Annotated in this window: 7 protein-coding genes; 1 reads left to right on the top strand and 6 read right to left on the bottom strand. The window is 56.4% G+C overall.

What is annotated here, in order from left to right; all coding sequences use genetic code 11:
- Positions 1-313: 313 nt before the first annotated feature.
- Positions 314-595 carry an ATP-binding cassette domain-containing protein gene (locus XI05_RS39715; RefSeq protein WP_442869250.1) on the top strand — a complete coding sequence of 94 codons (282 nt, stop codon included), beginning with the start codon at positions 314-316 and terminating at the stop codon, positions 593-595.
- A gap of 904 nt (positions 596-1,499) precedes the next feature.
- Here the strand turns inward: XI05_RS39715 and XI05_RS09450 are convergent.
- The 6 genes from XI05_RS09450 to XI05_RS39480 all read right to left on the bottom strand — a co-directional run bounded on the left by XI05_RS09450 (position 1,500) and on the right by XI05_RS39480 (position 9,456).
- Positions 1,500-2,828 carry a glutamine synthetase family protein gene (locus XI05_RS09450; protein ID WP_271500848.1) on the bottom strand — a complete coding sequence of 443 codons (1,329 nt, stop codon included), beginning with the start codon at positions 2,826-2,828 and terminating at the stop codon, positions 1,500-1,502.
- Positions 2,828-4,114, bottom strand: coding sequence for an ATP-grasp domain-containing protein (locus XI05_RS09455; protein ID WP_271500850.1), 1,287 nt, complete (start codon positions 4,112-4,114; stop codon positions 2,828-2,830). Before XI05_RS09455 ends, XI05_RS09450 begins: the two co-directional genes overlap by 1 nt.
- On the bottom strand, positions 4,111-4,980 hold the full coding sequence (locus XI05_RS09460) for a DMT family transporter (RefSeq protein ID WP_271500851.1): 870 nt from the start codon (positions 4,978-4,980) through the stop codon (positions 4,111-4,113). The genes XI05_RS09455 and XI05_RS09460 overlap by 4 nt, the downstream gene beginning before the upstream one ends.
- A 162-nt stretch (positions 4,981-5,142) precedes the next feature.
- The gene (locus XI05_RS09465; protein WP_271500852.1) at positions 5,143-5,958 is read right to left on the bottom strand and encodes a gamma-glutamyl-gamma-aminobutyrate hydrolase family protein; all 816 of its coding nucleotides are present in this window, start codon (positions 5,956-5,958) and stop codon (positions 5,143-5,145) included.
- Entirely contained in the window at positions 5,955-7,013 is a 1,059-nt protein-coding gene (gene rtxC, locus XI05_RS09470) for a dhydrorhizobitoxine desaturase (RefSeq protein WP_271500854.1), read from the bottom strand. The genes XI05_RS09465 and rtxC overlap by 4 nt, the downstream gene beginning before the upstream one ends.
- 31 nt (positions 7,014-7,044) lie before the next feature.
- Entirely contained in the window at positions 7,045-9,456 is a 2,412-nt protein-coding gene (locus XI05_RS39480; RefSeq protein ID WP_442869249.1) for a 2-aminoethylphosphonate--pyruvate transaminase, read from the bottom strand.
- Positions 9,457-10,521 lie beyond the last annotated feature (1,065 nt).

The following is a 10,521-nucleotide window of genomic DNA, read 5'->3' on the forward strand; positions in this document are numbered from 1 at the left end:
AAAGCTCCTTCATTCTAGAAGAAGCCGTCAATCCTGAAAGTGCGAAAGACTCTGTACGTTATCCGATGGCGCTGATAGGCTTAACGTCCCCCTTGTGACGTACGGGATGTGCAATCCTGCCGCCCCGCCTTTTAATCTCCTAGCTGCAGAGACACCGCGCTCAAGCAATACAGCTATCCTCCGCGGGGTTCTGATTGTCGCCTTTCTGACTGTTCTTCTCGTTATTTTTGTAGAAGTAAACGGCCCAGGTGCGGGCACGTGAGGGAGCAGAGCTGGGTTATATCGCAGTCGCCGTTCAGCTGATCTCCCGCAACTGTTCGCTGGTTGCGATTCAGCGTTCACGCCAAGGGACTCACGGGAATTTGTCCGTCCTCCAGGGTGCGGCAAGACCACACTCCTACGCTGCATTACCCGGATGCAGCGTCTGACGAGTGGAGCCTGCTGGGTCGACGGCGAGATTTGGCCGGATGAGACGATGTTTCGGCCGCACTCATCTGCGTCCCATCGCGGGTGTATTTCAGCGGCCGATTTTTTCTCATTTCTCTATCGAAGCGTACTCTCCTGTAGAGCCCGTCAAAACCGAAGACGGCACTGATCGACTTCACGGTGTGGTGGAACCGCTACCCTTGTGGCACTGCCTGACGGTGGGCCCGTCACATCTTTCTCGGGCGCAGCAATGTAGCGCGCTGTTGATCCCAACTGCTCGGCTACTTTTAGTGGCGACCCGCTCATTTGGGCTCAACTGCACCGCCAAGAGCAAGCTCTGCCATGTCTTTAAGGCTTGACTAGCTTGGCACGATTTTCCTCACACCGAGAGATCGCGTCCTACGACGGTCCGGTCCTAGCACGCGTGCGTCACTCACGCTGCTTGATCGCAAATCGGCTATCCAGCGAACGCGGCCTCACCGGGGGCTCTCACCGGAGCAGTACTTTGCTACGGCCTTCCCTAAAGTTCTTTGGCCTTTCGCGTGATGCGCTCACCCGTTCGAAGCCGATAAAGGCAAGATCATTGTTGCAGCCTTTGTACGCGCGCGTCCCAAGATTTGCCGGGGCGGTTCTGCGCGATACCCTCGTGCGGCGCTTGAGGGACAATCCTTTACGCATCTTCGCGAAATAGACTGCGCAGCATTTCTCGCTCTCATGAATCCAGGACCAAAAGTGATTGGCCCTCTTCGCCGGCAGGGAACTCAGAGCGCCGCGCGGGGCGCCTCCTGGCCAGCACCGATCTACGCCAACCTCGTCTCGGGCGCGGGGCTCCGCGGTTCGGCTACAGCGTTGCGCGTCCTGTTCTTCGGCTTCGCCCCACTGGACAAATATTCCCCTTTTGCCTTCCTTCTTGAAAAAGTCGAGCACAGCTTATCTGCATTGCACCGAAGCGGCAATTGCGGCCACAGAGCAGTTGGCAGCAGACCTCATCAGCTCCCCACGGCTCTCCTTAACGAGAGACGCGCCCTTCACATGGCTGCGAGAGGAATGAGGCACAGAACTGTCAAGACAAGCTAGATGATCTCGAAGTATCTCCGACGTTCAAAGTCGGTCACTCGATTTTGAACGGCGTCCCATTCCCAACGGCGCGAGCAAGAAAATGCTTCAACAAACCTTTCTCCGAAAATCTCGTTCGCCGCCGCTGACTGTGCGAAACGAGAAGTTGCCTCTGATAAGCTTTGAGGTAGTCTCGCAGTCATTCCCACACTTGCATCACCGGCGATCGACGCGGGTAGTGCCACACCTGTCTCGACTCCCAATATTCCGGAACCAATGGCACATGCGAGCGCAAGATATGGGTTCACGTCTGCGCCAGCCAGCCGATATTCCAGACGATGGACGGATGGCTCCCCCAAGATAGCGCGAACCGCGCAGGAGCGGTTGTCAACTCCCCAGCTTGGACAGATTGGTGCCCAGTAGCCAGGCACGAACCTCTTGTAGCTATTGAAGTTCGGCGCAGCGAGCACACAAAACTCGTTCATGTAGTTCAATTGTCCGGCGATGAATTGCCTCATAAGTTTTGAGAGGTTGCCGGCCGCATTGCTGTCGTGAAACGCATTCTGACCATCCGAGGACATCGAAATGTGAATATGGCCGGACTGGCCCGGCCAATCCTCGGAAACCTTGGCCATGAATGTAGCCATCATGCCTCGCCTTTGCGCCCATGCTTTTATCATCGACTTGAATATGGTTGCTCGATCGGCAGCTTCCAACGCATCACAATGACGAAGTGACGCTTCGACCACGCCCGGTCCCGTTTCGAAGTGCAGTCCGCTGAGAGGTATTCTAGCTTTCTCACAAAGCGCTAATATCTCATCGAACAGCTCATGGTGAGCAACGGAGCGCATAATCGAGTAGCCGAACGGGCCGCGTGTTAAAGGAGCCCATTCGCTGAACGGCTTATCCTCAATTGTATCGGCGCTCTCCTTGAACAACATAAATTCAAACTCGAACCCAACAGCGCATCTGTATCCGAGGTCAGCAGCCCTTCTCAGGACGTTACGCAGAACACCCCGCGGGCAGATGTTCTCATGTGCGCCCGTGAACTCGGCGAGGTAGAGATATTGATTGCCGAGATCAGACACCGAACGGCCGGTGGCAGACAGAATACGCAGGTCAGCATCGCCAAATGCTGATAACGGCTGCTGCGTGAAACTGATTGGGATGACCCGATCCGAACAATCCCACGCCAGCACCGCTTCAGAGAACTTGATGACTTTATCTTGACCCGAGAGATCTTCACCTAAGACATGTTTGCCTCGCAGCACACCGTCGAAGTCGCTTACGCCAATCATCGCTACGCGGGTTGGAGTGGCTCCGGTCAAGGCTGCTTCAGTTGCCATCACTGGCTATCCCGCGCCACCAATTCGAACACCTGGTCCATCCGCATTTCTCGCAACTTGTGATAGTCATCATTAAGCTGATTCATGTCGCTATTCACGAGATAGACGATGCCCGGTGTCGACGCCAAATCGATAGTCGGAACCAGCTCTTCACCAATTGGAACGAATGCAATGGCATCCGCAAAGCTCGGGAGTTTGCGGATTGCTTGGAGCCCCGGGTAGCCGGCAACGACACCGCCCCTGTCAGAGATCAGGGAGACACAGAGTGCGTGCGCGTTCCGCTTGTACGGCCCGCGCATTCTCATGTACTCACCAAAGCCCTCGGGATCTGCGTAGCGCCAAGCGGTAAGCGTGATATGGTTATGCCCCAACGCCATCGTTCGTGCTTTTGCCGACATAGTCCCTTGAAGCCTCGCCCCGAAGTCCACCAGAACGGGCCCCCGATGATCGACAATGATCTCGGCATGAGCCGGTCCCTCGAGGATCTGAAGTGCCTGCAACGCACGTTCCAGGTAGTCGGAGAGCTCCTGAACGATTGGTTCGTTGCCGTCCAACAATCTTTCGAGTGAGCAGACGGATGATGCCCCCTCGATAGGAACGGTGTCATAGGTCCAGGCCTCCGTAACGAAGGCATCTCCGTGGATCGAGACGGCGTTTACTGTGTATTGTTGGCCGTTTATTTTTTGCTGCCCGAGAGCAAAACGATTCAATGCTCCGACACGGTTCGTCTTCCCAACAATCGCGCTTAGAGCACGCTGAATATCGGAATCTGTCGAGCAAAAGAATACATCCTCGGTGCCCGTACTGTTCAGAGGTTTGATCACGATGTCATCGAACTTCGCTTCGCGCCTCCAGCTTGCGATCTCTACAGCATTGTCAGACACGACTTGTCTGATCGATCGCACACCGGCATAGGTCAGCGCGCAAGACAATCGTGCTTTGTCACGCCGAGCAGCCGATAGAGCGGTCCCGTTTGAAGGTAAGCCCAGCCGCTCGGACAACGAATCGGCGAGTTCGACTCCAGACTCGCAACCCGCGAGAACGAACTCAAATTCTCTGCCCTGGAGGGCCTGAAGATGATATTCAACGAGGTCATCATACCCCATGCGCTCGCCGGGGCGAATGAGTTCATCGTACAGATCCGCATTGAAATGCGCTTGGAATATGGGTGGAATCTGTGCGGCCGACATCACATGTACCGTCCCAATTCCATAGCGCTTGAATTCTTCGGGTAGGTAGCGGCCGGTAGAGTATGCATCCACGACTACACATTTCCGTTCTTTCATGCGGATCTCCGATAGTGCAAGTAGATGTTGCTGACAGCGATAGCCGTAATGAGGACATTTCCAACGAACGTATGTGACGAAGGCACGATGCGAGAATCGAAGTATTGGAACAGGAAGGTGACGATGGGGGCGGTGGACAGGACCATGTTGACGGTGAAGGGCTCTACGCGGCGAATGCCCTGCTGAATCAACAGCAAAGGCAAAACGATCGTCGACAGCCCAATTGCTGCGATCGCAAACCAATGCTGCGAGATCTCGGGCACGATAGATGAATGGTCGACCAGCCCCAGCAGCAAGAGAATGGTTCCATAAAAACGATGCGCCAGGACCTGTCGGCCGGAAAACCCGCGGTCGAACAGCACCTTGACAAGTATATTCGTGAGGGCGAGCGATAGGCCGGCCACGATGGCCAAGACGATGCCAAAGGACGATCGGGCTCCCCACTCCACGCCCGCATTGCCGCTGGCCGAGATCCAAATCATGTAAGTCCCGATCGTCGCAATCGCGGCGCTCACGACAATATCGGATGTTGGCGGGGCGCCGCTGCGCCTGATCAGGGCGTTTAACCACACTGTTGCGGCGGGCCCCAACGCCACCATGAAAGCGACCACGATCGCAGGTTCAGCGTATTTCAGTCCTATAAATAGGCCGATCCAGCTGATCGCCGTCACGACGTTGAGTACGATGAAGACCAGGAGCGACCATTTTCCGGCTCTTGCTTCGCCTCCCTCCTGGCGAGCCAAGAAGTTGAACGTTATACAAACCACCGCGAAAGACAGCAGGAGCGCCACGAACACGTCCGCTTTCTGAAAATACGATGCCGCATAAACCTCCCCTGCCGCGCTCAGAACGACATAAAGCGCCACAAAAAGCACTCCTAGAGCGAAGCCACTCGTCAATCGTCCACCCCTTTTGTGCCCGCGAGACCGGGCGGAGCTCTCGGAAGCCCACGCGCGCGAGGTCATTTCGCAGGACTGCCCTTTCGGCTCGCGCGAGCCACGTTTCGTTTGCAATATCACGATCTGCCTCTAACCCTTCTTAGTCCGGCAGTACCCAACACACGCCTCTCCAAATGCCTTGAACAGTTGCTTGCTGAGGACGTCGGTTGAGACGTGCCATTCGGGGTGCCATTGCACACCGATTTGCAGCGTCGGAGCGCCAATCACTGAAGCTGCCTCGACCAGACCGTCGGGCGCCCACGCCTCGCGCCTCAGCGCTGGGGCAAGCGCCTCGATGCCTTGATTGTGCAGCGAGTTGACTTGCGCTTCGATCATCCGCGCGATTGGAAACAGTGCGCCATCGGATGATATCCTGACGCGGTGCGCGGCATCGTATTGACGGTCCCTGGGACGGTCTGGCTTCTCAGCATGCATGGCGCCGCTTTCTCGGCTCCACTCCGCAAGCGATGGGCGGAGTGTTCCGCCGAGATAGACGTTGAGTTCCTGAAGCCCACGGCAGATGCCCAGAATAGGCATTCCGAGGGCGATGGCGCTCTCTATGGCCACGGCAGAGAGCCTGTCCCGGGGACGGTCAAGGATCCCAGGCTCAACATCCTGCCGATCAGGATCCAAGGACGCGGGCGCTGACAGGACTGCGGGGTCCACGTTCGATTCATCGCCTGTCAAGACCAGACCGTCGAGCCGGCGCATGATGGCTGGGGCGACCTCCTCCAAAGCATCTTCCGCGTCGACGGTCGGCAATATGACACAAGCCACGCCCGCATGGCGATGGAGTGCCTGCACGTACTTGCGCCGTAACCAGTCGCGATGCACACCATCGACCAGAAAACGGTTCGAAGTGACGGCGACAACGGCTTGGGTGCGCTCGGGCTGTTGCAACCTCACGCCACCGTACCTCGCGTGCGAACCCCGGCAACGGACTGCTCATACAGCCGTCGATTTCGCTCTTTCAACTGAGTTATGACGCTAGGCTGACCTTGAGGTCCCTTGACAAAGAGCCCGCCCCATGTGGCGGCGACTTTCGCGTAGTTTGGATCCCGCATTCGGATTTTCTGAGCCTTGCGCAACAGCCAAAACGGGATACCGGGTGAAAGGTGATGCTCAAGGTGGTACTCATCCAGATTCTGTCCCAGGATGGCTCGTTCGAGGAAGCTTCCTTTCCGATTCCTGGTGAGATAGACGTTCTGCGTCTCTGTTTCGCACATGGGTGAATGCTCAGCGAGTTCGATAAACCAGCCGAGGACCTGAAACGTGGTGAGATAGGGCACGATCCAAAACAGAACGACGATATGGAGCAGACCAAGAGCATATGATCCGGCCAGGATGCTGAACCAGAACAGATAGAAGCCATACCTGTCGACAAGTATGCCTGAACGGCTCTGATCTTCGGTCTCTTCGATCGAAAACCGATTAGTCCAAAGATACTTCAGATACGCTACTGTCGCGCCGCCGAAGATCGGCTTCCAGATGATGTTGAAAGCGTATCTCTTTGGAGGCTGCACATCGTAGACGCCGCTGGCCAGGAAAAACTTCAGGTCGGGATCCTTGTCCGGGTCGCCGAGATAGGGATGATGCAAGTAGACATGTGAGATCCGGTAGGCCCAGTGGCGTTGGAACAAGGGATAGGAAGCGAACAGAATGCCCAGTACATAATTCAAGGTCGTATTCTTCGCGAGCGTGCGGTGAGCCGCATCGTGAGCGATGGTTGTCAATCCGCGTTGATAGGCACCGATCAGGAGAACGGCCAACGGGTAGAGCCACCACGAGACGGACACGGTCGCAAGCGTGCACGCTGTGATGACGGCGTAATCTTTCGCAATGTAGGCGGCCCCCGTGATGTTGTCCGGCCTTAGCTCCGAAAGCTGCTTATTGATCTCCCGACTGAATTGAATGGCCTCATATCGTGATGACCTCAGTTTCCAAGCGTCTGCCTGATTCATGAGAACCTCTTCCTGATCGCCTTGCAGGTTGTCAGATTGCGGAAAGCGCCTTGTCCAAATCGCGCAAGATGTCATTAACATCCTCGATGCCGACACAAAGCCGGATTGAGCCACCAAATATGCCGGCGGCTTCGCGCTTTTCCCGCGGGACAGTGGTGTGGGTCGTCGAGACAGGATGAGTGACGAGCGTGCGGGCGTCTCCCACATTGGAAACGTGATACATCAAGTCAACGTTCTGGATGAACTTGCGCCCGGCCAGCTCGTCTTCCACTTCGAACATGACCATCGCCCCGTGTCCGTATGCGGTGTTGAGTGTCTGATCGACGATTTCCCGATCGACGCCTTCAAAGAGCCCCGGGTAGAAGACGCGACGCACCTTGGGATGCTCCTTTAGAACGCCGGCGACGATCCTAGCGTTCGCGCAGTGCTGCTTCATGCGAAGCGGCAGCGTTTCAAGCCCTTGGATCAGTTGAAAGCTCGCAAACGGGGCGATAGCTGCACCGGTATCGCGCAACCACGTCATGCGAGCCTTCAGGAGAAACTCGCTCTTCCCTAGATCATCGACATCGCGCACAGCGTTGTGCCAGACAATTCCGCCATGCGCTTCGTCGGGACCGTTGAACAAGGGAAAGCGGGAGGCTCCCCGATAGCTAAACTTACCGCTGTCAACGATTAGTCCACCGAGGGTCGTGCCATGACCGGATATATATTTTGTCGCAGAGTACGTCGTAATTGCAGCGCCCAGGTCTGACGGCCGACATACCAATGGCGTGGTCGTATTGTCTACGACCAGAGGCACGCCATACCTTCGGCCGATTTCCGCCAGCTGTTTGACGGGGAGCGGAATCAGACAGGGATTCGAAATTACCTCTCCGAACAGGCAAATCGTGCGATCATCAATGGCACGCTCGAACGTCTCTGGCCTTCGAGGATCTGCTGTCCTCACACTGATTCCCAAACGCTTTAAGGTGTTGTGGAGCAGGTTCCAGGTATTGCCATATAGATACGGAGAGGCAACGATATTGTCCCCTACTTCGCCACTTGAAAGATTGATGATAGCAAGGAACGTCGCCGCTTGACCTGACGCAACGGCGAGCGAGTCGCTGCCCATGTCGACGGCGGCGTAGCGCTTCTCCAGCGCGCGGGTCGTCGGATTGATAATCCTCGTGTAGGTGAACCCATCCGCCTTGACGTTGTAGACGTCAGCGATGTGATTTAGATCGCCATCGAGTTCATAAGCTGTATTCTGGTAAATCGGCACTGCGACGGCTTTCGTCACCGGGTCGCGTCGATAGCCCGCATGCAGAACAGCAGTCTCGGCGGAAAGCAGCTGCTGCCGTGCCCCAGCTGCTTGAGCCGGCATCTTTACGCGCGCCCCATATGCCTCTTGGCCCGACGCTGGCCTTGATGACCGAGCCTGACCGGACCGGAAATATGTACGAAAGGCGCATCCCAACTGCTCAATCCAGCTGGATTGGACTTCCCCAATGCAACCGATCCGGAAGCTTCGCGTGGCAAGATGCAGCTTCGAGTAGACGTAAAGATTGTGGGCCGCCAAGTGGCGATACAGCCCATCGAATCCTTGCTGGTCCACTATTCCGGGCGGCGCACTGAACGCAACACAGACCGGGGACTGCAACTGGAGAGACAACAGCGGAGCCACTATCCCTTCGAGCTCCTTGATGAGCTCGTCTCTGACCTTCTCGTACCTGAAGCGCCTGGCATCGATGCCTTCCTCGTGCAGAATCTTCAAAGCCATTGTCGTTGCCTGAACGACGTGGGTTGGAGGGGTCGACCGCCACTCACCCGTGCGCTCGAGCGAGCGCCATTGATCTCTCACATCGAGCACAAACGATCTCGGTTCTTGAGCCGCATTCTCCAGCAGCTCGCGCGAGGCGATGACAAACGCTACTCCCGGCGGCCCTTCTATGCACTTGTTGCTCGATGTGACCAGTACGTCAGGTCCACGCTGGCTCAGATCGATATTGACGGCCCCGAAGGAACTCATCCCATCGATGATGGTCTTTACGCCACGTCGCTTCGCCACCTCCACGATCTCGTGCAGTGGATTGACGATTCCGGTTGTCGTCTCACAATGCACGAAACACAGGTGCGTAACGCCGGGATTTCGGCTCAGATACTCGCCGATCTCTTCCGGATCCAACGGATCCGTCGCGCGCTTAACAAGCTTCAGTGCTTCGACGCCCCACAGCCGCAAAATTTTGAGAATGCGCTCGCCATAGATGCCGTTTACGCAGACGAGCGGCCTGTGGGCTCGGGACACAAATGAAGAGAGGGCCGCCTCCATTGCAAAGGAGCCACCTCCTTGAATAGGCACCACCGAATAGGCCTCAGCGTTCCCCAGCAAGCTGAGCATCAGCCGCCTCATGGAGGCGGTCACTTCCTTGAACTCGTCATCGCGAGACGCGAGATCAAGCTGCATCTGGCTCCTGACCGCCAGCGATAACGATAATGGACCAGGCGTCAGCAAAGACCGCTGTCTTGTCAAACCATTCCTCCTAACCATTGTATTCGTCCACGACCCGGAGTACGCACACCGGAGAGCTCCGTCGCGCGCCTCCCGCTCCTCATCAACAGCTTCGAATGAAGCGACATGGATCGCGGACGCGCTTCGTGGTGGCGCTCGAAACGGATGCCGGATGACAGCCTCCATATCTCGTTGCGGCTGGAGAGCGATGTTTCACAAAGCTGCTCATTGATGCCCTTCAGACCTCCCAAAAAGCCTTTGGCACTGAGTACTCGGGCGCAACCGGCGCCGGCGCACCCTTTCATCCACTGTCACGTATGTGCAAGCTTGAGCGCGAGCGCCCTCTTGCAGCCATTAAGCGCCAGTCGGCTGACGATTTACGTGTGAGCCTGTCCGGTCAGGCACGCTTTACGCTAGCAAGGCGATGCAGCCAGGTTTCGACGTGCCCGGATGCATCAATGCATGGCACACTCGATGATCGTAGTTGGCAGCGGGAGGCTAATGCGTTGTTTTGGACTTGATACCATTTGCACTCCGTCGCTGGTTGGAGGATCTGTGACCGTCGATTTCGGACATCGTACAACTTGACGTTACGGGCGGTTCAACCCTCTCCTGGGATTTTCTCACGTGAATTTTTCCTGACGTACTCCCATTTGGCGGTGACAAGCTGACGTAAGCAGCAGAGGACAGAGGATTCACAGCGGGGCTGAATCGCTTGAGCGTTCAATTTTGACCCATCGTAAGCATTCCGACTGTAAGCGCGAGCTGGACCGCAGTGAGGGCTAGTCGTCCCGTTTACATACGATCCTGGCCAAAGCGCCATATGGAGGTGCGGAGCTTCTCCGCGGTGCCGGAGAGATCCTCCTGCATCGCCTTGCTGTTATCAGGTCCTTGCGCTTGAATAGAGCGACACTTGCACCCTGCGGTCCAGTCCGACTTGATGGCGATTGAGCGATTTTAGATGCTGGCCGCTTAGGAAGGATTGACCTGCCACTGCATTTTCATCCAGCGGCAGTTAGG

It is taken from the genome of Bradyrhizobium sp. CCBAU 11357 (assembly GCF_028128865.1).
Taxonomy (GTDB): Bacteria; Pseudomonadota; Alphaproteobacteria; order Rhizobiales; family Xanthobacteraceae; genus Bradyrhizobium.